Origin of the sequence: Clostridioides difficile ATCC 9689 = DSM 1296 (assembly GCF_001077535.1) — a bacterium.
GTDB classification, from domain to species: domain Bacteria; phylum Bacillota; class Clostridia; order Peptostreptococcales; family Peptostreptococcaceae; genus Clostridioides; species Clostridioides difficile.
In genome coordinates this window covers 1,951,996-1,977,141 of the sequence record NZ_CP011968.1, presented here as the reverse complement: position 1 = coordinate 1,977,141, position 25,146 = coordinate 1,951,996, and the positions used below count along the sequence as shown (strand labels likewise).

At 46.2% G+C, this 25,146-nt stretch carries 26 protein-coding genes and 1 pseudogene; 20 read left to right on the top strand and 7 right to left on the bottom strand.

What is annotated here, in order from left to right:
* Window positions 1-38: 38 nt before the first annotated feature.
* Both larE and CDIF1296T_RS09595 read right to left on the bottom strand, forming a co-directional pair.
* A complete protein-coding gene (larE, locus tag CDIF1296T_RS09600) occupies window positions 39-857 on the bottom strand; it encodes an ATP-dependent sacrificial sulfur transferase LarE (protein WP_003439540.1) in 819 nt (272 codons plus the stop codon).
* A 270-nt stretch (window positions 858-1,127) separates the two neighbouring features.
* Window positions 1,128-1,829 carry a DUF4253 domain-containing protein gene (locus CDIF1296T_RS09595; protein ID WP_003439543.1) on the bottom strand — a complete coding sequence of 234 codons (702 nt, stop codon included), beginning with the start codon at window positions 1,827-1,829 and terminating at the stop codon, window positions 1,128-1,130.
* 674 nt (window positions 1,830-2,503) lie between these two features.
* Here CDIF1296T_RS09595 and CDIF1296T_RS09590 point away from each other — a divergent pair.
* The 20 genes and pseudogenes from CDIF1296T_RS09590 to CDIF1296T_RS09500 all read left to right on the top strand — a co-directional run bounded on the left by CDIF1296T_RS09590 (window position 2,504) and on the right by CDIF1296T_RS09500 (window position 21,878).
* Window positions 2,504-3,478 (top strand): DUF6017 domain-containing protein, encoded by a 975-nt coding sequence (locus tag CDIF1296T_RS09590; RefSeq protein ID WP_018112837.1) that lies wholly within the window; start codon window positions 2,504-2,506, stop codon window positions 3,476-3,478.
* Between the two features lie 21 nt (window positions 3,479-3,499).
* Window positions 3,500-3,721 carry a DUF5348 domain-containing protein gene (locus CDIF1296T_RS09585; RefSeq protein WP_250695180.1) on the top strand — a complete coding sequence of 74 codons (222 nt, stop codon included), beginning with the start codon at window positions 3,500-3,502 and terminating at the stop codon, window positions 3,719-3,721.
* A 93-nt stretch (window positions 3,722-3,814) separates the two neighbouring features.
* Window positions 3,815-4,297: a PcfB family protein gene (locus tag CDIF1296T_RS09580; RefSeq protein WP_018112836.1), complete on the top strand. Its 483-nt coding sequence runs from the start codon at window positions 3,815-3,817 to the stop codon at window positions 4,295-4,297.
* Window positions 4,294-6,084: a VirD4-like conjugal transfer protein, CD1115 family gene (locus tag CDIF1296T_RS09575; RefSeq protein WP_018112835.1), complete on the top strand. Its 1,791-nt coding sequence runs from the start codon at window positions 4,294-4,296 to the stop codon at window positions 6,082-6,084. The genes CDIF1296T_RS09580 and CDIF1296T_RS09575 overlap by 4 nt, the downstream gene beginning before the upstream one ends.
* Window positions 6,077-6,244 carry a hypothetical protein gene (locus tag CDIF1296T_RS19540; protein WP_018112834.1) on the top strand — a complete coding sequence of 56 codons (168 nt, stop codon included), beginning with the start codon at window positions 6,077-6,079 and terminating at the stop codon, window positions 6,242-6,244. The genes CDIF1296T_RS09575 and CDIF1296T_RS19540 overlap by 8 nt, the downstream gene beginning before the upstream one ends.
* A 19-nt stretch (window positions 6,245-6,263) precedes the next feature.
* Complete coding sequence (locus CDIF1296T_RS19535; RefSeq protein WP_018112833.1) at window positions 6,264-6,431, top strand: hypothetical protein; 168 nt, start codon at window positions 6,264-6,266, stop codon at window positions 6,429-6,431.
* A 244-nt stretch (window positions 6,432-6,675) separates the two neighbouring features.
* A complete protein-coding gene (locus CDIF1296T_RS09570) occupies window positions 6,676-6,891 on the top strand; it encodes a Maff2 family protein (RefSeq protein ID WP_009906233.1) in 216 nt (71 codons plus the stop codon).
* An 18-nt stretch (window positions 6,892-6,909) separates the two neighbouring features.
* Window positions 6,910-7,779 (top strand): VirB6/TrbL-like conjugal transfer protein, CD1112 family, encoded by an 870-nt coding sequence (locus CDIF1296T_RS09565; protein WP_018112832.1) that lies wholly within the window; start codon window positions 6,910-6,912, stop codon window positions 7,777-7,779.
* Between the two features lie 42 nt (window positions 7,780-7,821).
* A complete protein-coding gene (locus tag CDIF1296T_RS09560; RefSeq protein ID WP_018112831.1) occupies window positions 7,822-8,226 on the top strand; it encodes a PrgI family protein in 405 nt (134 codons plus the stop codon).
* A complete protein-coding gene (locus CDIF1296T_RS09555) occupies window positions 8,174-10,360 on the top strand; it encodes a VirB4-like conjugal transfer ATPase, CD1110 family (RefSeq protein WP_018112830.1) in 2,187 nt (728 codons plus the stop codon). The genes CDIF1296T_RS09560 and CDIF1296T_RS09555 overlap by 53 nt, the downstream gene beginning before the upstream one ends.
* Window positions 10,361-10,662: 302 nt before the next feature.
* Window positions 10,663-10,959: pseudogene (locus CDIF1296T_RS09550) on the top strand (VirB4-like conjugal transfer ATPase, CD1110 family); the annotation flags it as partial.
* Window positions 10,956-12,899 carry a CHAP domain-containing protein gene (locus CDIF1296T_RS09545; protein ID WP_018112828.1) on the top strand — a complete coding sequence of 648 codons (1,944 nt, stop codon included), beginning with the start codon at window positions 10,956-10,958 and terminating at the stop codon, window positions 12,897-12,899. The pseudogene CDIF1296T_RS09550 and the gene CDIF1296T_RS09545, both read left to right, overlap by 4 nt.
* A 31-nt stretch (window positions 12,900-12,930) precedes the next feature.
* Window positions 12,931-13,182: a DUF4315 family protein gene (locus CDIF1296T_RS09540; protein WP_018112827.1), complete on the top strand. Its 252-nt coding sequence runs from the start codon at window positions 12,931-12,933 to the stop codon at window positions 13,180-13,182.
* Window positions 13,172-13,900 carry a DUF4366 domain-containing protein gene (locus CDIF1296T_RS09535; RefSeq protein ID WP_018112826.1) on the top strand — a complete coding sequence of 243 codons (729 nt, stop codon included), beginning with the start codon at window positions 13,172-13,174 and terminating at the stop codon, window positions 13,898-13,900. The genes CDIF1296T_RS09540 and CDIF1296T_RS09535 overlap by 11 nt, the downstream gene beginning before the upstream one ends.
* A gap of 271 nt (window positions 13,901-14,171) precedes the next feature.
* Window positions 14,172-14,420, top strand: coding sequence for a DUF3781 domain-containing protein (locus CDIF1296T_RS09525; RefSeq protein ID WP_005921256.1), 249 nt, complete (start codon window positions 14,172-14,174; stop codon window positions 14,418-14,420).
* A 22-nt stretch (window positions 14,421-14,442) separates the two neighbouring features.
* Entirely contained in the window at window positions 14,443-14,916 is a 474-nt protein-coding gene (locus CDIF1296T_RS09520) for a GNAT family N-acetyltransferase (protein ID WP_009905261.1), read from the top strand.
* A gap of 123 nt (window positions 14,917-15,039) precedes the next feature.
* On the top strand, window positions 15,040-17,130 hold the full coding sequence (locus tag CDIF1296T_RS09515; RefSeq protein ID WP_018112824.1) for a DNA topoisomerase 3: 2,091 nt from the start codon (window positions 15,040-15,042) through the stop codon (window positions 17,128-17,130).
* A gap of 154 nt (window positions 17,131-17,284) precedes the next feature.
* Complete coding sequence (locus CDIF1296T_RS09510; protein ID WP_018112823.1) at window positions 17,285-21,307, top strand: antirestriction protein ArdA; 4,023 nt, start codon at window positions 17,285-17,287, stop codon at window positions 21,305-21,307.
* Window positions 21,308-21,309: 2 nt separating this feature from the next.
* Complete coding sequence (locus CDIF1296T_RS09505; RefSeq protein WP_018112822.1) at window positions 21,310-21,516, top strand: transposon-transfer assisting family protein; 207 nt, start codon at window positions 21,310-21,312, stop codon at window positions 21,514-21,516.
* The gene (locus tag CDIF1296T_RS09500; protein ID WP_021419780.1) at window positions 21,513-21,878 is read left to right on the top strand and encodes a cysteine-rich VLP domain-containing protein; all 366 of its coding nucleotides are present in this window, start codon (window positions 21,513-21,515) and stop codon (window positions 21,876-21,878) included. The genes CDIF1296T_RS09505 and CDIF1296T_RS09500 overlap by 4 nt, the downstream gene beginning before the upstream one ends.
* A gap of 177 nt (window positions 21,879-22,055) precedes the next feature.
* Here CDIF1296T_RS09500 and CDIF1296T_RS09495 read toward each other — a convergent pair whose 3' ends face one another.
* The 5 genes from CDIF1296T_RS09495 to CDIF1296T_RS09475 all read right to left on the bottom strand — a co-directional run bounded on the left by CDIF1296T_RS09495 (window position 22,056) and on the right by CDIF1296T_RS09475 (window position 24,969).
* A complete protein-coding gene (locus CDIF1296T_RS09495) occupies window positions 22,056-22,424 on the bottom strand; it encodes a DUF6050 family protein (protein ID WP_016728512.1) in 369 nt (122 codons plus the stop codon).
* Between the two features lie 4 nt (window positions 22,425-22,428).
* Entirely contained in the window at window positions 22,429-22,659 is a 231-nt protein-coding gene (locus CDIF1296T_RS09490; protein ID WP_018112821.1) for a helix-turn-helix domain-containing protein, read from the bottom strand.
* A 46-nt stretch (window positions 22,660-22,705) separates the two neighbouring features.
* The gene (locus CDIF1296T_RS09485; protein WP_018112820.1) at window positions 22,706-23,245 is read right to left on the bottom strand and encodes a DUF1697 domain-containing protein; all 540 of its coding nucleotides are present in this window, start codon (window positions 23,243-23,245) and stop codon (window positions 22,706-22,708) included.
* 87 nt (window positions 23,246-23,332) lie between these two features.
* Window positions 23,333-24,679, bottom strand: coding sequence for a relaxase/mobilization nuclease domain-containing protein (locus tag CDIF1296T_RS09480; protein WP_018112819.1), 1,347 nt, complete (start codon window positions 24,677-24,679; stop codon window positions 23,333-23,335).
* A complete protein-coding gene (locus tag CDIF1296T_RS09475) occupies window positions 24,640-24,969 on the bottom strand; it encodes a plasmid mobilization protein (protein ID WP_018112818.1) in 330 nt (109 codons plus the stop codon). Before CDIF1296T_RS09475 ends, CDIF1296T_RS09480 begins: the two co-directional genes overlap by 40 nt.
* Window positions 24,970-25,146: the final 177 nt, after the last annotated feature.

Sequence of the window (25,146 nt, the reverse complement as noted above, 5' to 3'; positions counted from 1 at the left end):
TTATATTAACTATAAAACTTATTTATTTTTAAAATAATCTACACATTTAAATTCATACTTCCCATTTTATATCCTGACATATCTAGTGTAACATATTTAAAGCCAAATATTTTTAATTTAGTATCAACTTTATTAAAATTGTTATTTTCAAAAAATTTACCTAGTTCTTCCTGTCCAACTTCTATTCTAGCTATATCTCCATGCATTCTCACTCTAAATTGAGAAAAACCTAAATTGGATAGATATTCTTCACTCTTTTCTACTATTCTTAAATTTTCATCTGTTATTTCAACTCCATAAGGTATCCTACTCGCAAGACATGCAAATGATGGTTTATTAAAAGTATTTAATCCTAATGTTTTTGAAAGCGACCTAATTTCTTCTTTTTTTAAACTACTATCTTTTAATGGACTAATTACTCCTAATTCACTCAATGCCTTAAGCCCAGGTCTATAGTCTCCTAAATCATCTATATTTGTTCCATCTACTATGTACTTTATATTATGTTCTTTTGCTACCTCTTTTATTTTAGAGAATATATATTTTTTACAATGATAACATCTATCAACACCATTTTCTTTAAATTCTTTTAAATCAAAGTTTTCTATATTTAATATGATATGTTTAACACCAAAATTTTGAGTATATTGTTTAGCCTCTTCAATTTCCCTACTTGAATGCATCATTGCATGAATAGTCACAGCTATAACATTTTCACCTAATGTATCTTTTGCAACCTTAAGCAAAAAATTACTATCTACTCCACCAGAATAAGCAACTACAACACTGCCTAATTCAAGTAACATTTTTTTTAATTTATCTAATTTTTCTTTTTCCTTCACAAAATTTACCTCCATATCTGGAAAAATATGAACTATAAAACTATATATTATTTTTTTACATTCTTAATGATTATAACATATAAAGTATTTATTTTATAAATTATAATTACCTTTAAATCTATTAATTATAATATTAAAAATATTAAAGTATTTTTTTAACCTTTGTAATTTAAACATATTACTATGCTACACTGTGTATAAAAACCTAGTTTGACACACTCCCCATAACTAAAGCAAGTGGATTCTTGGTGACTAACAATTTAATACTATCTAAATGATAGAATATCAATCCCACCAAAAAAGCACTATTGTAGAGCGTTTTAATACATCCTTAAGAGCCTTTAAGGTTTCATACCCTTGTATAATAATATCCTCACAATAAAATACTAATTCAATACATAAGTCATCAAATTTTTTACCATCTTTAGTTAAATTTTTTACAGAATATTGAACTGTATCACATCCAATTGCGATTGGAAAGATTCCATGCTTTTCATACCAATATTTTGCAATAGCTATATGTTCTTCATCTCTAGGACAATCATTAAATCCGCCAATAGGTATGTATGCAAATACTTCATATGGTTTAATTGTTGGAATTTTAGCTATGTAAACTTTGTTATATTCATGAAATATATCTATATTCATAATTGGTCTAAAATGTTTATAATCATAAAAATCATCTTCTAAATCAATTAGCTCCTTTAATAATTCTGAAATCTCACTCTTCCTAAAATCAAAAAATTGATTTACATCAATTTCATTATATTTTGTTAAACAATACTCTCTATAGTTTTCAAGAGAACCATACTCTTTAGTAATCATATCTATATTTTTTCTTAATAGCCCTACTTTTTCATCAATGACTATAATTGGTGTATATTCTTTTTCTTTTCCATCTTCTATCATCTTTTCAAATAAAACATCAATATCAATCTCATTGTTCAAAGGAACACATTCAAAATCATATAAATCTTCAATACTCATATTTATCTCCTATTCTTTTTAGATTTAATTTTTTGAAAGTTTTATTTTTGTTGTCAGATTTTTAATACCACTATTATTTAAACTATAAATATAGAGGCAATTTACAAAATATACTTATATAAAGAAAAGCTTCATTTCTTTTTTCTATATAAAACTGTATGAACAAGATATTTTTTATGATAATTACCTTATATAAATATGATAGCACAAAACAAATGTTCATGGTTAATAATAAGTAATTTTGTAACAATTCGTTGTAATATTATAATATTTTAATATAAATTAGTTGATTGTCTTGAAAAATGCTTGATTTACAGGCATATTCGCAGGTTTGCAGATTGATTTTACTACTCATTTACTACTTTTAACGAATTGAGCCTTGATATGCAAAAGCACCTGCGAAGCTGCCGGATAAACCACTACACCACCTTACGCGGCACGTCGAAAAGAAAAAATAAAATAAGCACCACCTATAAGGCGGCGTTTCTCACTCCCACACAGGAGAACAGGAACGCTGCTTTTTTTATGCCCTCATGTTACGCAGTAAGGGCAAATAAAGCCTTGATTTATGCGGCTCTTAGAGCGCGGAAATGAGAAAGGCAAGGGTTGATACCTTTTCCCTCAAAATCGCGTTTCTACTGCGTAACAAATCCAACCAAAGGAGTGATGAAGCTATGGCAGTTTTCCGCGTGGAAAAGAACAAAGGTTATACGGTTATGAGCAACCACCATTTACGCAACAAGGAACTTTCCCTAAAGGCAAAGGGCTTGTTGTCGCAAATGCTCTCACTTCCCGAAGATTGGGACTACACCCTTGCAGGGCTGTCCCTTATCAACCGGGAAAGTATCGACGCTATCCGCACCGCTGTATGGGAGCTTGAAAAAGCCGGATATATCACAAGGCGGCAGGGACGCGACGAGAAAGGCAAAATGACCGCTATTGAGTACACCATTTACGAACAGCCACAGCCCCCGGCATTGGATTGTCCGGTATTGGAAAATCCAACAGCGGATAAGCCGATATTGGAAAATCCGACACCGGATAACCCGACGTCGGAAAATCCAACGCAATTAAATAAAGAGATACAAAAAACTAACTTACCAAAAAAAGAAAAATTAAATACAGATATATCAAGTACCCATTCCATTCCTTTCCATTCCCTAAATCCCTCTCCCTTAGAGGACGCGGCACAGCTGCCGGAACGGAAGCGAAAGGAAGCGACAGACGCATACAGCGTGTATGAGGAAATCATCAAGGACAATATCGAGTACGACTATCTGATACAGGACAGATACCTTGACCGGGACAGGATAGAGGAAATCCTTGCCCTTATTCTTGAAACCGTCTGCACCAAACGAAGAACAATCCGTATCGCCGGGGACGACCACCCGGCAGAGCTTGTAAAAGCAAAATTTATGAAACTGAACAGCGAACATATCCGCTTTGTACTGGACTGTATGCAGGAAAACACCACCAAAATCCGCAACATCAAGCAGTACATGAAAGCTGCCCTTTTCAATGCTCCGTCTACGATTGGCAGCTATTACACGTCCCTTGTATCTCACGATATGTACGGCGGGCGCACTATCCAGTCGGCAAGAAGCAAGGGCATACCCGATTACACCTGCAACGAGGGCGAAAGCCTGTAAACCAACCCAAAGGAGGATTTTATGATGACACAGAAAACAGGAGCTTTGATTTTTGATGAAACCGCTGACCGCTACGACATTCGCTTTGACGTAAACGACTATTACGGGGGATTGCATTGCGGCGACTGCATGGAGGTCTTTGTGCGGGGCAAATGGAAGCCGACCCGTATGGAGTACGGGGACAACTGGTATCTTGTGGGTATTCGGGCGGCAGACCTTTCCGGGCTGCGGGTACGGATTTAACAGGGCGGAGTGAAAGCGGATGCTCTTTTTTCATGCCCGTCCCGTTTCCCGGCGGCGGGCATACCACCATAGAACACGAAAGGAGGACACCCATTGCAGGAGGAAACCAACGAAAAGACCATAGCCCTTTACATCAAGACCGGAAAGCTGACCGCGCAGCAGCTCCAAAAGGCTATGAAAGCCCTGCTTGCACAGATGAAAAAGCAGCATGACAAACAGAAAATCCCGCATGGCAAGCAGACCCTAAAGCAGCTTATGAAGCAGAACGCGGGCGTTTCCAACATTGAAATCACAAAGGAGAATATCAAAGCCTTTGAGAGTACGGCGAAAAAATACGGGATTGACTTTGCCTTAAAGAAAGACAGCACCGAAACCCCGCCCCGCTATCTTGTGTTTTTTAAGGGACGGGACGCGGACGCACTGACCGCAGCTTTCAAGGAGTTTTCCGCAAAGAAGCTGACGCAGGAGCAAAAGCCCTCTATCCGCAAGCTGATTGTTTCCCTCAAAGAAAAGGCGGCAGCTTTGAACGCACAGCGGGAGAAAGTCAAGAACAAAGACAGGGGGATTGCAAGATGAACGCTATCAACTGGAAAAGGCTGATACTTCCCAATATTCCCTATCTGCTCTTTATGTATCTCTTTGATAAAGTCGGGCAGGCGGTACGCCTTGCGCCGGGGGCTGACCTGTCCGGCAAGGTGCTTTCCCTTGCAGACGGCTTTTCCGCTGCCTTTGCAAATCCGCTTCCGAGCCTTGCCCCTATGGATTTACTGACAGGGCTTTTCGGCGCGGTACTTATCCGGCTGATTGTCTATGTCAAAGGCAAGAACGCGAAGAAATACCGCAAAGGTGTGGAATACGGCTCTGCCCGTTGGGGAAATGCCGAAGATATACGTCCCTACACCGACCCGGTATTTCAAAATAACGTGCTGCTCACACAGACGGAACGGCTTACCATGAACAGCCGCCCAAAGCAGCCGAAGTATGCAAGGAATAAAAATATCCTTGTTATCGGGGGAAGCGGCAGCGGCAAGACGAGATTTTTTGTGAAGCCGAATTTAATGCAAATGCACAGCAGTTACGTTGTAACCGACCCGAAAGGAACGGTTTTAGTCGAATGTGGGAAACTCTTACAGCGGGGCGGGTATCGGATAAAGGTGCTGAACACCATTAACTTCAAAAAAAGCATGAAATACAATCCCTTTGCCTATCTCCGCAGCGAGAAAGATATTTTGAAACTGGTAAATACCTTGATTGCCAACACCAAAGGGGACGGGGAAAAAGCCGGGGAGGATTTTTGGGTAAAATCGGAACGGCTCTTTTACTGCGCCCTTATCGGCTACATTTGGTACGAAGCCCCGGAGGAAGAAAAGAACTTTACGACGCTGCTTGAAATGATAAATGCCAGTGAAGCCCGCGAGGACGACCCGGAATTTCAGTCCCCCGTTGACCTCATGTTTGAACGGTTGGAGGAAAAAGACCCGGAACACTTTGCCGTCCGGCAGTATAAGAAATTCCTGCTGTCTGCGGGAAAGACAAGAAGCTCTATCCTCATTTCCTGCGGTGCGCGGCTTGCCCCCTTTGACATTAAGGAGCTGCGCGACCTTATGGAAACCGACGAAATGGAGCTTGACACCATAGGCGACCGCAAGACCGCCCTGTTTGTTATCATTTCCGACACCGACGATACATTTAACTTTGTTGTGAGTATTCTTTACACGCAGCTTTTCAATCTCCTTTGCGACAAGGCAGATGATGAATACGGCGGCAGGCTGCCCGTCCATGTGCGCTGTCTGTTAGACGAGTTTGCAAATATCGGGCAGATACCGAAGTTTGAAAAGCTCATAGCCACCATACGAAGCCGGGAAATCTCCGCTTCAATCATTTTGCAGAGCCAGTCGCAGTTAAAAGCCATTTACAAGGACAACGCCGATACCATAGCCGGCAACTGCGACACCACCCTTTTCTTAGGCGGAAAGGAGAAAACCACCCTCAAAGAAATGTCGGAAATCTTGGGGAAAGAAACCATTGACAGCTTCAACACTTCCGAGAACCGGGGGCGGGAGGTATCGCATGGGCTGAACTATCAGAAGTTAGGCAAGCAGCTTATGACGGAAGATGAAATTGCGGTTATGGACGGCGGGAAATGTATCTTACAGCTACGCGGGGTGCGCCCGTTCTTCTCTGATAAGTACGACATTACAAAGCACCCCAACTATAAATATCTTTCCGACTATGACAAGAAAAATACCTTTGATATGGAAAAGCATTTAAGGCGCAGACCCGCCCTTGTAAAGCCGGACGAACCCTTTGACTATTACGAAATCAGCGAAGCAGATTTGCAGGAGGACACCGACCATGAATAGACGTATGCAGAAGAAAAAAGATAAGAAAATCACAGAAGCCATAAACGGGCTTGTTTTCATTGCCGAGCGACGGGAACAGCAACGGCAGGCAGCTATCCAGCAGTTTGTGAAACGGTGTGAAGCCCTGTATGAGCAGAAACGGGTGCGGCGGGAACTTTGATTTTACGGGAGGTTATACTATGAGCAGACAGAAAACAAAAACTGATGATATACGTCGTGAACGTTATTTTACAAAGATGATAGAAAATGCAGAAAACGCTCTGCGGGAGTATTTGCAGGAACGCGGAGGGGAACAGACCCTTTACGTTACCGAGTATATGCAGCGTAGGAGCTATCTTTTGGAATGACGAAAAATGTGTGTTCCCGGCTGAAAAGAAAGGAGGAATTGACGCAGTAACAAAGAAACAGACAACTTACAGAATACGCGCCCCTACTGGAAAATCCATAACGCCCACACTTAAAAACTGAATACCGCCGCGCGGCAGACACATAAGCAGCGCGGGGACTTATGACCGCGGCAGTTACAAAACTGACCGCCGTTTTTTATGCCCTTTTATAGGGCAAGCCGCATTTGCGGCAGAAAGGAGCTTTATGGAATTTTTTAACTCTGCTATCGACGTATTACAGACCCTTGTTATCGCACTGGGCGCAGGCTTAGGCATTTGGGGCGTTATCAATCTCTTGGAGGGATATGGAAACGACAATCCGGGTGCAAAATCACAAGGCATTAAGCAGCTCATGGCGGGCGGCGGCGTTGCCCTTATCGGCACTATCCTTGTACCGCTTCTTTCCGGTCTGTTCGGATAAGATTACGGAGGGTAGCCTATGGAGAGCATACTTGACGCGATTAACGAATGGATAAAGGAAATCCTTATCGGTGCGATAAACGGTAATCTGTCAACTATGTTCGGGGACGTAAATGAAAAAGTAGGCACCATTGCAGCGGAGGTAGGCAAGACCCCGCAGGGGTGGAACGCAAACATTTTCAGCATGATACAAAACCTGTCGGAAAATGTGATTGTACCCATTGCGGGGCTTGTCATTACCTATGTCCTCTGTTATGAGCTTATCAGCATGGTAACGGAAAAAAACAATATGCACGACATAGAAACATTTATGTTTTTCAAGTGGTTTTTCAAAGCCTTTGTTGCCGTTTTCTTGGTAACACATACCTTTGATATTACTATGGCGGTGTTTGATATGGCGCAGCATATTGTATCCGGCGCGGCGGGGGTAATCGGCGGCGATACGAATATCGACGTAACCGAAGCCCTTGCCGCCATGCAGGAGGGACTAAAAGATATGGAAATCCCCGAACTACTGTTACTTGTCATGGAAACGAGCCTTGTAAGCCTTTGTATGAAAATCATGTCCGTACTGATAACCGTTATCTTCTACGGAAGAATGATTGAGATATACGCCTACTGTTCCGTTTCCCCTATCCCTTTTGCCACCATGACAAACCGGGAATGGGGACAGATTGGGAACAACTACCTAAAGGGGCTGTTTGCACTGGGCTTTCAAGGCTTCCTCATTATGATATGCGTCGGCATTTACGCAGTTTTAGTAGGCGAAATGGTGGTAGCGGACAATCTGCACAGCGCGATTTTTTCCCTTGCAGCCTATACCGTTATCCTTTGTTTCTCCCTGTTCAAATCCGGCGCACTGGCAAAATCCATTTTCAATGCACATTAACACAGCACACGCGGGAAAGTCCCGCAGAAAGGAGGTTTTTTCTTGGCGTATGTACCTGTACCCAAAGACTTATCCAAAGTCAAAACAAAAGTCGCTTTCAATCTGACAAAGCGGCAAATCCTTTGTTTTTCAGTGGCACTTCTTATGGGACTGCCGCTTTTCTTTTTGCTCAAAGACAGCGCAGGGACGAGCCTTGCGGCAATGGCAATGATTGTCGTCATGCTTCCCTGCTTCTTGGTTGCCATGTATGAAAAGCATGGACAGCCCCTTGAAGTGGTTATAAAGAACATCATTCAGACAAAATTGACCCGCCCCAAAGTGCGACCGTATCAGACGGAAAACCTATATGCACTTTTGGAGAAACAGCGGGCATTAGAAAAGGAGGTATCAGCGATTGTCAAAAGGACAGACAAAAAAGACGCGGGAAACCGCAGGAAACAAGCGTAAGCTGACCCGCGCGGAAAAGAAACAGATAGCGGCGGTTATCCGGCAGGCAAAAGGGGACGGGAAAGCCCACACCGCACAGCAGACCATTCCCTATCTTGCCATGTACCCGGACGGTATCTGCAAAGTGGCACAGCGGAAATATTCAAAAAGCATTGCTTTTGAGGACATCAACTATCAGCTTGCACAGGCAGATGATAAGACCGCCATTTTTGAAAACTGGTGCGATTTCCTCAACTACTTTGACGCGAGCGTGAACGTGCAGCTTTCTTTCATCAATCAAGGCTCACAGCAGGAACAGGCAGCGCGGGCAATCCATATCCCGCCGCAAAACGACGATTTTAACTCTATCCGCACCGAGTATTCCGATATGCTGAAAGCGCAGCTTGCCAAAGGGAACAACGGGCTTGTAAAGCACAAGTACATCACGTTTTCCATTGAAGCGGACAATCCGGCGGCAGCAAGGGCGCGGCTTTCCCGTATTGAAACCGACGTACTCAACAATTTCAAGGTGCTTGGCGTATCGGCGCACCCCTTATCGGGCTATGAACGCTTAAAGGTGCTGCATGGGGTATTCCACCCGGCAGGCGAGCCGTTCTCATTCTCTTATGACTGGCTGACCCCGACGGGGCTTACCACAAAGGACTTTATCGCCCCGTCCTCTTTCAAGTTCAGGGAGGGACGCTACTTTGCTATGGGGAAAAAGACGGGGGCGGTATCGTTCCTTGAAATCCTTGCCCCGGAGCTAAACGACCGTATCTTAGCGGATATGTTGGACTTGGAAACAGGGGTTATTGTCAATCTCCACATTAAAAGTATCGACCAGTCGGAAGCAATCAAGACCATTAAGCGCAAAATCACAGACCTTGACAAGATGAAGATTGAGGAACAGAAAAAAGCGGTTAGAAGCGGTTACGATATTGACATACTCCCGTCCGACCTTGCCACTTTCGGAAATGAAGCAAAGAATTTATTGCAGGATTTACAGAGCCGCAACGAGCGAATGTTTCTTCTCACGTTCCTTGTGGTAAACATGGCAGACACGAAGCGGAAACTGGAAAATGACATTTTCGCGGCGGCGGGCATTGCACAGAAATACAACTGCGCCTTGACCCGTCTTGACTATCAGCAGGAAGCGGGGCTGATGTCCTCTATCCCTTTGGGGGAGAACCTTATCCCTATTCAGCGAGGTTTGACGACGAGCAGCACCGCTATTTTTATTCCGTTCATCACACAGGAGCTATTTCAGACCGGGGCTGCCCTTTATTACGGGCTGAACGCTTTAAGTAATAACATGATACTCTGCGACCGCAAGCAGCTTAAAAACCCCAACGGGCTTATCTTGGGAACACCGGGCAGCGGAAAATCCTTTGCGGCAAAGCGGGAAATCACAAATGCCTTTCTCATTACCGACGACGATATTTTTATCTGCGACCCGGAAGCCGAGTATTTTGCCCTTGTAAAGCGGCTTGGCGGGCAAGTGATACGATTATCCCCGACCGGGAAAGGCATGGACGGTACGCCCCAGTATGTGAACCCTATGGATATGAACCTTAATTACAGCGAGGACGACAGCCCCCTTGCACTGAAAAGTGATTTTATCCTGTCCCTCTGCGAGCTTGTCATTGGCGGCAAGGAGGGCTTGCAGCCCGTTGATAAGACCGTCATTGACCGCGCCGTAAGGAATGTGTACCGGGACTATCTTGCTGACCCTGTACCGGAAAAAATGCCTATTTTGGGCGACCTTTACGACGAGCTGTTAAAACAGCCGGAGCCGGAAGCTGCCCGTATTGCGGCGGCGTTGGAACTGTATGTTTCCGGCAGTCTTAACGTGTTCAACCACAGAACTAACGTGGAACTTTCTAACCGCCTTGTCTGCTTTGATATTAAGCAGCTTGGAAAACAGCTCAAAAAATTAGGTATGCTCATTGTGCAAGACCAGATATGGAACCGCGTTACCATTAACCGGGCAGAAAAGAAATCTACCCGCTACTATATGGACGAATTTCATTTGCTCTTAAAAGAGGAACAGACCGCCGCTTACAGTGTGGAGATTTGGAAGCGTTTTAGAAAATGGGGAGGTAAACAGGCACAGTCCCTACAATCTTGCAAATGGGGATTGTGTATGCCGTCTTAACCGAAGCCGAAAAGAACGGTTAAGAATATCAGCGGAGAAGAAAACGGGAAAGGTTTTGCAATCCTAATCCGAGTGGAAGTGTCAAGGTAATACTTGATACACACGCAACGCATAGGGCTTGACCCCCGGTTTGCAATAGCCGGGAATATAACAGCCCCACGAGGCTCCGCTATCGTTTCGGTCTGCGGCATAAACCGCAGGATAAAAAGATATGCTATGCCGGGTATGAACAGACATACCGCTGAAAATGGGCGAAAGCCCCGGAGGGACAGATAAAAAACTGTCCGCTAATCACACAACAGATACCCACAGCTATCACGCAGAACATCAAGGACTTGCTTGCTTCCCGCGAGGTGGAAAATATCTTTGAAAACTCTGATTTTGTCCTCATGCTCAATCAGGCGCAGGGCGACCGGGCTATCCTTGCAAAGCAGCTAAATATCAGCCCACAGCAGATGAAATATGTAACCCACACCGAAGCAGGCGAAGGACTTATCTTTTACGGAAATGTGGTGCTGCCCTTTGTAGACCATTTCCCGAAAGACACCGAGCTTTACCGCATTATGACGACGAAGCCGGAGGAAGTGAGCAGCCTATGAAACAGTTAAAACCACGCGATAAAATCACACAGAAAATGACCCGCGACGGTGCGGTGGAAGTCAACGAAACACAGCAGACCGCCGAGCGTATCAGCAGCCGGGAAGCAGACAGCAACTTTTCACAGCCGGACACCGCTACCGCAGAGCGCGTCATGGAACACCTTGACGCAGCCCATACCCGAAAGGCAAGCAAAAAGGCAGTCAAGAAAGCGCAGGAAGCTACCGTTTTGCGTACTTCCACTTCCCGCTTGCAGTTTACCGACGAGGAACGGGCAACGCCGGAACTGGAAACTTACATCAAAAAATCAGAAAAAGCAGCCGACAAACTGGACGCGGCAAAGGCAGCTCTCCCGAAGCAGAAGAAACTGGTAAAAGAGCGCACCTTTGAGGAAGCCACCGGAAAGGCAAAGACCCGGCTTCACTTTGAGGAACAGGAAAAGCCCCTACCCGGCGGCAAACCCCACAATAATCCGTTATCCCGCCCCGCGCAGGAAGCGGGTATTTTTGTTCACAACAAAATCCACAGCGTCGAGAAAGACAATTCCGGCGTGGAGGGCGCGCACAAATCGGAGGAACTTGCCGAGCGCGGCGCAAGGTACGGGACGCAGAAACTAAAACAGGGCTACCGCAGCCATAAGCTGAAACCCTACCGGGAAGCGGCAAAGGCAGAACGGGCAGCGTTTAAGGCAAACGTCAATTTCCAGTATCACAAAGCCTTGCAGGAAAACCCGCAGCTTACAAGTAATCCCTTTTCCCGGTTCATGCAGAAACAAAAAATCAAACGCCAGTATGCAAAGACGGTAAAGAAAGGCGGCGCAGCTACCGCCAAAGCAGCCGCCGGAGCGTCCCAAACAGCAGCAAAAAAAGCGGCTGCCTTTGCAGGGCGACACCCGGCAGGCGTGATAATCGCTATCACCGCGCTGCTTCTGTTCATCATGGTATCGGTAGGGCTTTCCTCTTGTGGGGCAATGTTTTCCGGCAGCATGAACAGCGTGTTAGGGACTTCCTACACGTCCGAGGACATCGACCTTGTGGCAACGGAACAGAGCTATGCCGCAATGGAAAACGAGCTGCAAAGTGAGATTGACGCTATCGAAAGCACCCACAGCGGCTATGATGAATACCGCTATGACCTTGATACTATCGGGCATAACCCACATGAGCTTGCGTCTTATCTGACTGCCCTTTTGCAGAGTTATACCCCGCAGAGCGCACAGGCAGAGCTAAAGCGGCTGTTCGGCTTACAGTACACCTTGACGCTGACGGAAGAAATCGAGATACGCACCACCACCGACGAGGAGGGCAACGAGGAAGAATACGAATACCGTATCTTAAATGTGAAACTGACAAACAAGCCGATTGCTTCCCTTGCGGAAGAACTGCTGAACCCACAGCAGTTTGAAATGTTCAAAGTGTACTTACAGACACAGGGCAACAAACCGCTGATTTTTGGCGGCGGCTCCCCCGACGGTAGCCCGTCCGAGGATTTAAGCGGCGTAGAGTTTGTAAACGGCACACGTCCCGGAAACCCGGAGCTTATGGAGCTTGCAAAGCAGCAAGTGGGAAATGTGGGCGGCTACCCCTATTGGAGTTGGTACGGCTTTAACAGCCGCGTGGAATGGTGCGCCTGCTTTGTGTCATGGTGCTACAATCAAGCCGGAAAAAGCGAACCCCGCTTTGCAGGCTGCGAATGGCAAGGCGTTCCCTGGTTCCAGTCAAGGGGACAATGGGGCGCGCGGGGCTATGAGAATATCGCACCGGGCGACGCTATCTTTTTCGACTGGGATTTAGACGGTGTTGCCGACCATGTGGGGCTTGTGCTTGGCAGGGACGGCAGCCGCGTCTATACCGTTGAGGGCAATTCCGGCGACGCCTGCAAGATAAAAAGCTACGACCTCAACTATCAATGTATCAAAGGCTATGGGCTGATGAACTGGTAAGCAGCCCCAAAAAGAAAGGAGAATTTACTTTATGGCAAACAATAAAATTGACCGTATCAATAAGGAAATCGCAAAGACCCGCGAGAAAATCACAGAATATCAAAACAAATTAAAAGGACTGGAAGCGCAGAAAACCGAAGCGGAAAACCTTGAAATTGTGCAGCTTGTACGCGCTATGCGTATGACCCCACAGGAACTTAACGCCATGCTCAAAGGCGATACTATCCCCGGCATGACAGCCACAGACTATGAAGAACAGGAGGAAAATGCAGATGAAGAATAAATTCAAACAGACCATGACAGCCCTTTGTGCCGCCCTTATCCTTATGGGCGGTTTTTCTGTCCCTGCCTATGCACAGGGGACAGCCACAGAGCCGCCTACAGAGGACGCGACCAACGACAGCAATGTAGTTGTGGAGGAAAAAGAAGAAACGCCGCCCCTTACCCCAAAGGGCAACGCAACACTGGTGGACGATTTCGGCGGCAATAAGCAGCTTATCACTGTTACCACCAAAGGCGGCAATTATTTCTATATCCTCATTGACCGGGCAGCCGAGGGGGAACAGACCGTACATTTCCTTAATCAAGTGGACGAAGCCGACCTTATGGCACTGACCGAAACCGGGGAAGCCACGAAAAAACCGGAAGTCTGCAACTGTACGGAGAAATGCGAAGCCGGAAAAGTAAATACGTCCTGCCCTGTATGTGCAACTACTCTGACAGGCTGCACAGGCAAAGAACCTACCCCAACACCCACAGAGCAGCCGGAAGAACCGAAAGAAAAAGGGGGCAATCCCGGCGCGGTGCTTGCCTTAGTCCTCTTTGTGCTGCTTGGTGGTGGCGCAGTGTTCTACTACTTTAAGTTTGTAAAACCGAAGCAGAACGTGAAAGGAAACACCGACCTTGAAGATTTTGACTTTGAGGACTACGACGAGGACGAGCCGGAAGCAGATACCGGGGAAACTTCCGAAGATGAAGAAACGGAGGAAGAAACCCTATGACCCTGTTTACCGACAATCCCTTTGAAAAGATGATGATACAGAAACCGAACAGGCGGCGTGATAATGCGCCGCCTGTTCTTTATCCCCCGGCTTGTGCTTCCTGCCCTTATAAGGGACAGTCCCCTTGTGTGGGGTACTGTATCAGAAAGATTGAAAACAAACAACCGACAGAACGATAAAAAGATATACTTGCGATATGGAATATGATATAATTGTTCCAACCATAGGAAATGACAGAGTTAAACAAATTTGAAGTTGAGGAAAAGAAAGAATGGAAGATAAAAAGATATTGCTTGATAATATTGATAAAATTCATACAACCGAAATGGGAATTGATAGAATTAAAAGAAACCTAAAAATAGATACAGCAGATGTTGTTGAGTATTGCAAAAATAAGGTGTTGGATAAAAATTGCAATATATACAAACAGGGTAAAAATTGGTATTGCGAAGTTGAAAATATCAAAATTACTATCAATTCATATAGTTATACAATTATCACAGCACATATTGTTAAGTAAAATCGGACTTTGGAGTGAAATTATGGACTATATAATACGAGAAATGAGAAGTGAAGAATACTGTTTATTAAGTGATTTTTTGTACGAAGCGATTTATATTCCAGAAGGAATTGAACCGCCACCTAAATCAGTAATAGAATGTCCAGAATTACAAGAATATATCGTTGAGTTTGGAAATCGAAAACACGATAAAGCCTTAGTTGCAGAAATGCAGGGAAATGTAATAGGAGCTATTTGGGTAAGAATTATGAATGATTATGGACACATTGATAATGATACTCCATCGCTTGCTATGTCTGTCCACAAAAAATACAGAGGATTAGGCATTGGAACTTCATTATTGAAACAACTATTACAGGTAGAAAAATTGGCTGGATATTCAAAAATATCCTTATCCGTTCAGAAAAGTAATTATGCAGTCAAGATGTACGAGAAAGTGGGATTTACTGTTGTTGATGAAAATAATGAGGAATATATTATGATTGTAAATCTATAACCGAAAGCTACAGTTTGTCAAATTATTTTACTATTTCATATCGCACAATTTTATACAATCATTTGTAGGAGCAATCGAAAAATCGGTTGCTCTTTTCTTTTACCCGAAAGGAGGAACTTATATTTGATTTTAATTATTGCAGAAAAGCCCAGTGTGGCGCAGACAATCGCTGCCGTACTTGGGGCAAAGGAAAAGAAAGACGGATTTCTCACAGGAAGCGGCTATATCGTTTCTTGGTGCGTGGGACATTTGGTAGGGCTTGCGGAAGCTGCCGCCTATCGGGAACAGTATAAAAAGTGGAGCTATGACAGCTTACCGATTTTGCCGCAGGAATGGAAGTACACCGTTGCGGCTGACAAGGAAAAGCAATTCAAGACCTTAAAAGAGCTTATGCACCGGGCAGACGTTTCCGAAGTCGTCAATGCCTGCGACGCAGGGCGCGAGGGAGAACTCATTTTCCGTTTTGTCTATGAAATGGCAGGCTGCAAGAAACCTATGCGCCGCCTTTGGATTTCTTCTATGGAGGACAGCGCAATCAAAGAGGGCTTTTCCCGTCTGAAGAACGGCGAGGAATACGACGCGCTCTTTGCTTCCGCATTATGCAGGGCAAAGGCTGACTGGTTAATTGGTATCAATGCCACCCGCCTTTTCTCTGTCCTTTACAACCACACCTTGAACGTGGGACGCGTACAGACCCCGACCTTAAAAATGCTTGTTGACCGGGACGCAGCGATTACCACATTCAAGAAAGAAAAATACTACCATGTGCGCCTTGCCTTATCCGGCGCGGAAGCTGCAAGTGAAAAACTGTCTGACCGTTCCGAAGCTGACAGGCTGAAAGCTGCTTGCGAAACGTCAAAAGCAGTCTGCACTTCCCTTGTGAAAGAGAAAAAGACCGCAGCCCCGCCAAAGCTCTTTGACCTTACCTCTTTACAGAGGGAAGCAAACCGCCTGTTCGGATATACCGCAAAGCAGACCCTTGACCTTGCACAAGCCCTGTATGAAAAAAGACTTCTTACTTATCCGAGAACCGACAGCAGCTATCTGACTGACGACATGGGCGACACAGCGGCGGGCATTATCAAGCTGCTTTGTGGGAAATTTTCTTTTATGGCGGGAAAAGACTTCACGCCGGAGCTTGGAAAGGCTCTGAACAGTAAAAAGGTATCAGACCACCATGCCATTATCCCGACTATGGAGCTTGCAAAGTCCGACCTTGCCGCGCTGCCGGAAAGCGAAAGGAATATCCTTACCCTTGCAGGGGCGCGTCTACTTATGGCGACCGCTGCACTACATACCTTTGAAGCGGTTACAGCAGTTTTTGAATGTGCCGGACAGTCCTTTACCGCAAGGGGCAAGACCATTCTTTGTGAGGGTTGGAAAGAGATTGACCGAAAATACAGGGCAGCCTTAAAGAACAAACCCGAAACGGACGACGCAGACAGCAACACAGAAAAGACCCTGCCGCCATTTACCGAGGGACAGACCTTTGAAAATCCGGCGGCAACGGTAACGGAGCATGACACAACACCGCCAAAACCTCACAACGAAGCGTCGCTGCTCTCTGCTATGGAGCGCGCCGGAAGCGAGGACACCGACCCGGACGCAGAACGCAAAGGGCTTGGAACTCCCGCCACCCGCGCCGCCGTCATTGAAAAACTGGTAAAGGGCGGTTTTGTGGAGCGAAAAGGCAAGCAGCTACTTCCCACAAAGGACGGTATCAACCTTGTGTGCGTCCTGCCGGACACCTTGACAAGCCCGCAGCTTACCGCAGAATGGGAAAACAATCTAACGCAGATTGCTAAAGGCAAGGCAGACCCCGCCGCATTTATGGAGGGTATCGAGGATATGGCGCGGGAACTGGTAAAGACCTATCCGTTTCTTTCTGATGATAAAGCGCAGATGTTCAAGCCGGAACGGGAAGCGTTGGGAAGCTGTCCCCGCTGCGGTTCTCCTGTTTATGAGGGAAAGAAAAACTACTATTGCAGCAATAAAGAATGTATCTTTACCATGTGGAAAAATGACCGTTTCTTTGAAGAACGAAAAGTAACCTTTACCCCCAAAATTGCCGCTGCACTCTTAAAATCCGGCAAAGTAAATGTGAAAAAGCTCTATTCCCCAAAGACGGGCAAAACCTACGACGGAACTATCGTATTGGCTGATACGGGCGGGAAATATGTCAACTACCGGGTGGAGCTTCCGAAGAAAAAATAACTGAATAGCAAGCATAGGAAAAGAGTACCCTTTTCCGTAAAATCCCTGCTTTCTCTACCGAGAACGGCGGGGATTTTTGCTTGTTGGGAAGTTTCCCAAACCCTCTGTTTTATGGAGGGTTTTACCCTCTGAAACCGAAGAAAGGAGGTTACACATGGCAAGTTTACGGGACACCGTAAAGGACTATCAAGAAGAATTAAGGGACGGTATCGCTTGGGTGGCGTTTTGGAAAACGGGACGTTCTTGGAACGCCGAATATTTCCACCTTGAAATAGGCGACTACCTCTACCCGGAGGACAGAAGCCGCATGGAAGAAATCAAACAGACTGACCCCGCCGCCGTTGTGGTAAACGGCTATTATTCCGGCTATCTTGGCGAGGATATGAGCCTTGACGAACTGACCGCCGGGGTGCGCCGCCACTACGAAAACGGATATAGCAATATCGGGGAATTTATCGAAGCCCACGACGACAGGCTGCCGCCGGAGCTTATCGAGGAAGCAAGAGCCGCCGCCCACGCTGCGGGGCTACCTTTCTCTGAAAAAGCCTACCGGGACGGCGAAGAACCCGACCCCTATCTATTTGACGGGAGCATGAGCATGGAGGACTACGAACTTATGCACCGCATGATTGAAAACGAAAGGAGTGAACGCATGGCAGAAACGATTTTAAGCGGGTATCTTTCTAATCTTGGAAAGTACACCGAGGGCAGACCTGCGGGCGAATGGGTATCATTCCCCACGACTGCCGAGCATTTGAAAGAAGTCTTTGACCGTATCGGGATAGACGGCAAAAACTACGGGGAGCTGCACATCACAGAATACCAGTCCTCTATTGCAGGACTGGCAGGAAAATTGACCGAGCTTGAAAGCCTTGACGAGCTGAACTATTTGAGCGAACTTTTGAAAATGCAGTTTGACGACGACCAGGAAAAATTTGTTGCAGCTATGGCATACGGCGACCATACAAGGGACTTGCAGGACATCATCAACCTTGCACAAAACCTTGATTGTTACTGGCTTTACCCGTCCGTACAGAGTGAGGAAGATTACGGGCGTTATTTGATTGAAGAACTGGACGAGTTGGAGCTGCCCGAAGAAGCAAAAAAATATTTCATGTATGAGGAATACGGGCGGGACGCTGCTATCAATGACGGGGGCAGATTTACCGAACAGGGCTATATCTACAATAACCGCAACACCTTTACAGAATGGTACGACGGGCGCGACGTGCCGGAGGAATACCGGGTAACGCCGCAGCCGCCAGTACAGGAAAAGGAACAGGCAGACCTTGACGCTTCCACAGCCATACCGACCGCCGCCACAGAGCAGCCCCCGGTTCTCCCGATTATCCTATCTTCTGAAAAGCCCGCTGACAAAATGAAAGAGATTACCGACCGACTGGAACAAGGGATTTTAGGACTGTATGAAAGCGACCGTTACGCCGATTATCTGCGTACCATGTCAAAATTCCATGATTACAGCCTTAACAATACAATCCTTATCGCCATGCAGGGCGGCAATCTTGTGAAAGGCTATAAACAATGGGAAAAGGAATTTGACCGCCATGTAAAGCCCGGAGAAAAAGCTATCAAGATACTTGCACCGTCCCCGTTTACCGTTAAGAAACAAGTGGAAAAAATCGACCCGGACACCCAAAAGCCTGTTTTCGATAAGGACGGGAAACCTGTTACCGAGGAAAAGGAAATCAAGATACCCGCCTTTCGTGTGGTATCTGTCTTTGATATTTCACAGACCGAGGGAAAGGAGCTTCCTGCCCTTACCTATGAGCTGACGGGCAACGTGGAACAATACAAGGATTTTTTCGCTGCCCTTGAAAAGACTTCTCCCTTTGCTATGGGATTTGAAGCACTAAGCGGCGGCGTAAAAGGACGCTGCAATTATGAGGAAAAGCGTATCATCATCAACGAGGGCATGGACGAATTGCAGAATATCAAGACCGCAATCCATGAAATCGCCCACGCCACGCTGCATGATACCGCCCTTGCCATGCCGGAACGCCCCGACCGCCGCACCCGCGAGGTACAGGCGGAAAGCGTCGCCTATGCTGTCTGCCAACATTACGGGCTTGATACGTCGGACTATTCTTTTGGGTATATCGCCGGGTGGAGCAGCGGAAAAGAACTTGCAGAACTGAAAGGCTCTCTTGAAACAATCCGCAGCACCGCCGCAAAGCTGATTGATACCATAGACGGACATTTTTCAGAAATCCAAAAGGCACAGGATAAGGAACAGACCACCGAACAGGCGCAGCCCGCACAGGAAGCCGCCAAACAGCCCGAAGCAGAAGCAGCCGCGCCGGAGCTTCCCGAAGAAACAGCCCCGGTACAGGAAAAAAAAACAAAGCCGGAACAGGCTGCACCCGCCGCCCCTTATTACACTATCAATGAAGCTGCCGCCAAACGTGCAAAGGATATGAACAGCTTTTCCGATTATAAGCAAGGCAGCGCGACGGCTGAATACAGGCATTATGTAGATGAAGCCGTACAGCTTGCAGAAAGGCAAAAACAGCGGGTAGACCCGATGTACCATGAGAAAATCGACAGTCTGCTTGACACCTACGCCCGGAAACTGGCGGCGAACATGAACAAAGGCTATGAGATTGACGCGCGTGTTCCCTCTATCCTGATTGCGGGCGGCTCTAACTTTCTCACAAGGAAGAAAGAAAAGCAGAACGCAGCCCGCGACAGCAATTATCGGGAATGGCAGGACATACAGGGGCTTCTTGATAAAATCCGCAGCACCGGCATGGGCGGTATCAGCGCAGACGACCCACAGGCAGTACAGAAATTAGAAAAGAAACTGGAAAGCCTTGAAAAATCACAGGAAACCATGAAAGCTGTAAACGCCTATTACCGCAAGCATAAGACCCTTGACGGCTGCCCGCATTTGTCGCCGGAACAGCTTGAAAAATTAAAAGCAGACATGGCGAGCAGTTGGCATTTAGGGGACAAGCCCTTTGCGACTTGGGCGTTATCCAACAACAGCGCAGAAATCCGGCGCGTGAAAGACCGTATCAAATCCCTTTCACAGCAAAAAGAAATCGGTTTTGTGGGGTGGGAATTTGACGGCGGCAAGGTGGAAGCAAACACCGAAGCGAACCGCCTGCAAATCTTCTTTGAGGATAAGCCGGACGAAGCCACGCGGGAAGCCCTAAAAAATAATGGCTTCCGTTGGTCGCCAAAAGCCGGGGCATGGCAGCGGCAGCTTACCAGTAACGCCTATTATGCGGCTGATTATATCAAGGCGATTGCACCTCTTACCGGGGAAAAGCCGACCGAGTTACAGCGGGCACATATCCGGGCGCAAAAGGTAGCTGCACTGGAACAACCCGCACAGGGGCAGCCGGAACAGGAAGCCCCACAGGACAAAGATACCTTTTCCATTTACCAGATAAAAGGCGGGGACGAAACAAGGGATTTGCGCTTTGAACCTTACGACCGTCTGACTGCCGCAGGATACCGGGTAGACGTGAAAAACTATGCGCTTGTCTATTCCGCACCTCTTACGCCAGGGACTTCCCTTGAAGATATTTACACCCGCTTTAATATCGACCACCCGAAAGATTTTAAGGGACACAGCCTTTCCGTTTCCGACGTGGTGGTGCTTCATCAGAACGGACAGGACACCGCCCACTATGTAGACAGCTTCGGTTATAAGGAAGTACCGGAGTTTTTTAAGGAGCAGGAAAAAGCCCTCATTCCCGACGAATTGGAAACAGGCGAAACAATCAAAACGCCGAGGGGGACTTTCTATGTAACCGCCATGAGCCGCGCGCAAATGGAAGCTGCCGGATATGGATTGCACCACCAGTCCGACGACGGAAAATATCTGATTATGGGGAACGGAACGCGGGCGTTTGCCATTGCCGCAGAGCAACCGGAAAACTATCTGAAAACTGCCGAGCAGACCACCGAGCAAAACTACAACATGATTGACGGGCAGATAAATAACACCCCGACCGCTGCGGAACTGGAGGAAAAGGCAAAAGCCGGAGGACAGATTTCCCTTGCAGAATACGCCGAAGCCCTCAAAGCAGAAAAGAAACAGACAGAACCGGAGAAAAAGCCCTCTATCCGGGCGCAGCTTAGAGCAGACAAAGAAAAGACCGCACAGAAAAAAGCGGCAAAAACAAAAAATCACGAATTGGAGGTATGAGCATGATTAGACTGACCGTTGAAGAAATGAACCTGTTGAGTATTTACCATGAGGGAAGCAAGGTACAGCTTATTGAAAATATGACGGCTGCGTTGCCATTCATGGACGAGGATATGCGCCCCTTTGCAGAGCGCACCTTACAAAAAATCTCCCCACTAACAGAAAACGAGTATGCGGAGCTTGCCATTTTCGCCGCTGATGAGGTATGACCGGGGTTAAGCGGCTCACGCCGCCACAGAGCCGGAAAGTCAACAGCCTTGTGAAAAAGGAGTGCTGTAACTGCGAGCGCGGACACTGTATCTTACTGGACGACGGGGAGGAATGTGTCTGTCCGCAGCTTATTTCCTATTCACTTTTATGCAAGTGGTTTCAGATTGCCGTACTTCCTCTTGATAAGCTGCTGTATGCAGAGCTATTCAAGACCGAGGACAAAAAGCGTTGTAGTGAGTGCGGCACATTCTTTGTATCAAAATCAAACAGCGTCAAATACTGCCCGGACTGCCGAAAGCGTATTACCCGCAGACAGGCAGCCGAACGCATGAGGAAACGACGCGCGGCGGTTACGCAATAAGAGCGAAAAAAGCCTTGATTTACAGGGCATGAACGGCGCGAAACTGGCATAGGCGATACAGAATACCTTTTCCCTTGAAATTGGGGTTCTACTGCGTAACATTTCATAGCTGCACCCATAAGAAAACCGGGGCGCGGATAGTCTTTACTGACTGTCTGCGTTCCGGTTTATTTTTTGCTATTTTTCCATGTTGATTTGAGGGGTTGCACCCTTATCTGCGGTAAGTAAACGATATATCGTAAGGGGGATATACCATGTAGCCACGACAAGCCGCCATATCAAAATAACCCCGCCGATAATGCCGCCCAAAATAAAGTTGAGGGCGACGATACCCACCGTTCCGGCTATGTCATACCCATGCGGTACAAGCCATACGAACATACGGCGAATACCAAAGGGAATACCGCAGCACAGCCATACATAAAAGTAATTGGTCTGCCCGTCCTCTGTAAAGACGTTCTTGAACATGAAGAATAAAAACAATGCGATAACGGCGGGCAAAACAGTTCTCTTGAAAAAGTCTTTCCAAATTTCCCCGCGTGTCATAGTATCACTCCTTTTCGATTGGGAATTGTGGGATAGCTTCTAACAGTTTCAGTATGAGTGTTTGCCGTAAATCTTCGTCGATTTCTTCTTTTGTCGTTCCGTCCGGCTGACGCTTTTTTACCATTGCAAGGTGGTTGATTTCGTCGCCGTAACAATCAAGCACTTTTTCCAACGCCCATTTTTCGCCCGTAACGGCGGCGTGTATCGTTTCATAGTCCGGCATTTCCTGTTCCATTCTCTGACACTTCCTTTTATTTGACAAACTGAAATTTAAAAAGCTATTACATACTAACTATTTTTCTAACCGTATTCGCTGTTCTTATCGTTAGGTTTGAGCTAATATTTGCACTTGCTGTTTTAGACCACCAGTTTGTTTTTTGGTAATCTTTACGGCTGAAAGACCAAAATACCGTTTCTTTGTATTCCTCTATCTTTTCTAATCCCTCTTTAGGCTCTCCGATTTCGTTATATACATCTTTGAATGTAGCGGGTGGCATGATAAAGATTAGATTGTCATAAATCTCCTTACTTTCATCTCCCCACCAGTCGGGCGCATGATGTAAAATGTCCTCAAGTTCTTCTTTTGATATGACAAAGACAGGAATATCTAAACTAAACTGATTTTTAATCATTTCTTCAATCTGGCTTGTAAGCTTGATTGTGTCGGCTTCATCACTTGAAAAAATCACATTACCGCTGTTTAAATAGGTCTTGACCTCTGCATAATTAAGTTTTTCAAAACCTTGCTTTAATTCTGCCATTGGCACTTTGTTTTTTCCGCTTATATTGATACCTCGCAATAAGGCGATATATCTTTTCATATTCTTAACCACCTCTACAACATCCAATTTGTCGTACTACGAAACTTCTTTGATATGAATTATTATATCACATAAGTATGAACAAAGCTACTCACGTTCTTTACCTTTTTCCCGTTCCGGCTCTTTGTCCTGCCGCAAAATGCTGTCTATGTTCTGTTTGATAACGTCGTATTCTTTGACCTGTTTTTTCAGCCTACCATAATCAGCGTAAAGGGCTTCTTTCTGCGCTTGGAGCTTCCCGTATTCTTCCTGCATGGCGGCGAGATTGGGGAGCTTGGTAACGCCCACCGCTTTTAGGGTCTTTACTGCCGCTTCATGGAGTATCAGACCGCTTTCCTGTTTTGCCCGGTATGCGTCCTTATCCTTTGCCCTGCGGTATGCTTCATAGACTGGTTTTGTCTTTTGATAGGTGGTGACGTGCTTCATCAGCACCGCCATATCTGCAAGACGCTTCTCCACGCTCTTTAATGTGTCTGCTGTCTTTTCATTTTCCGCACTTATTTCCTCAATCCGGCTGACTAAATCCGCGTACTGCTCAATCTGATGTTCCGTCAAGAAATTCATAGTCTTTGCTGCCAGTTTCAGATTATGGATTTTCGCCCACTGTTCATAGCCCCGGCTCTCTTGTGCCTTGATACTGTTTTCAATGTCAATAAGCAGCGATACGCCGCGCTGCTCTTTGGGAGCTTTCGCCGCCTTTGTGCGCTTGCCTGCAATCCGTTCTTTGATTGCTTCCTCTGTATAATCTGCACCGAGAGTTTTTAAGCGGGTAAACCGTTCCTGTCCGGGAGCGCGGCAGGAGATATATTTTCCCGGCTTTATCTCATAGCCCGCCGCTTGTAACCGCTGCAACAATTCTTCAAAACTTGCTACTTGGGGGATAAGCGTATCAACGGCAATTTTCAGCTTGCCTTTCCAACTTGTTCCCGTCTTTTCCGCTTGATACTCCACATAGCTTTTTCCCTTACTGCCTTTGCCCGGAACGACAACGGACAACCCATTTTCCCGGCACAGCTTATCGCTCATGTTCCGTATGCCGTAGTAGCTGCGCTTATTGGAATTGTACTTATGGTAGTCAACAAAGTTGACCGCACAAAAAATGATGTGGTTATGGATATGCCCCTTGTCTATGTGGGTAGTTAGGACGTATTCATGCTGTCCTTTTGTTACCGCGTCGGCAAGCTGCTTTCCGATTGCGTGGGCTTTCTCACAGTCCACCTCTCCCGGCTCAAAAGATTGTATCAGATGAAAAGCTAAGTTGTTCCCTTTTTGCCGAGCCTGCGACAAAGTATATTCAAACTCAATATCTGCCGTTTTATAGCTGCACCCAAAGGAGGACACAAGCGTTTTCCCGTCTGTTTTATCCGGGTTTTGGATATAGTCAAGGGCTTTGCTCAACGTGCTTTTAATAGGCTTAATCTTTGTAACCGCCATATCTCCGCAAGCACCCCCTTTATTTCCTCTATGTCCGCTTGGTAGACGCTGCCTGTCGCATTGACACGCTTTGCAATCTGATTGATATTGACCCCTATTTTCTGTATCTCCGCTGTCATGGCTTTTATATCGCTATGGTCTGTCTGAATGATGTACCCGTCAATAGCAATCTTGCGAAGATACGCCGCCATGTTTTGGGTAGGGACGAGCTTCATTTTCTGCTCAATCAACGCCCGTTCTTCCTCTGTTACATAGAATTTGATTTGTACTTTTCTTTTGCGTCCGTTCATGCAATCGCTCCTTTCCATTCCGAGGGTTTGGGACACTTCCCAACAAGCAATTTTCAACCAACGCACCGCAGGGCGGGAGGGCGAAAATACGGAAAAGGGTACTCTTTTCCTATGCTTGCTACGAAAGTTTTTTCCTCACTGGTTACTACAACGCAATGCTCTATATGCCAAAAAAGA